Annotated in this window: 1 protein-coding gene; it reads right to left on the minus strand. The window is 63.4% G+C overall.

Going from position 1 to position 202, the window contains the following annotated elements:
• Positions 1 to 202: hypothetical protein (locus A3709_RS24030; protein ID WP_197484266.1), on the minus strand; the 202-nt coding region annotated here is incomplete at both ends.

The following is a 202-nucleotide window of genomic DNA, read 5'->3' on the forward strand; positions in this document are numbered from 1 at the left end:
GAGTCCCGGCGCGAGGTCAAAGCTCTGGCGCTGTGAGCCGTGCTTGCCTGCCGAGGGTTCCAGCAGTAGCAGGGTTATGTCGTCAGATTGGGGTTGTTCCTGGGCATGGCTCGCCACCGCCTGGAACAGTGCCGCGCCGGCAGCGGCCAGATCCAGAGCTACGGTGTTTTGCAGTTGCTTGTTGAACCGCTCCACCCCGAAC

The sequence above is a fragment of the Halioglobus sp. HI00S01 genome (assembly GCF_001635445.1).
GTDB lineage: Bacteria > Pseudomonadota > Gammaproteobacteria > Pseudomonadales > Halieaceae > Halioglobus > Halioglobus japonicus.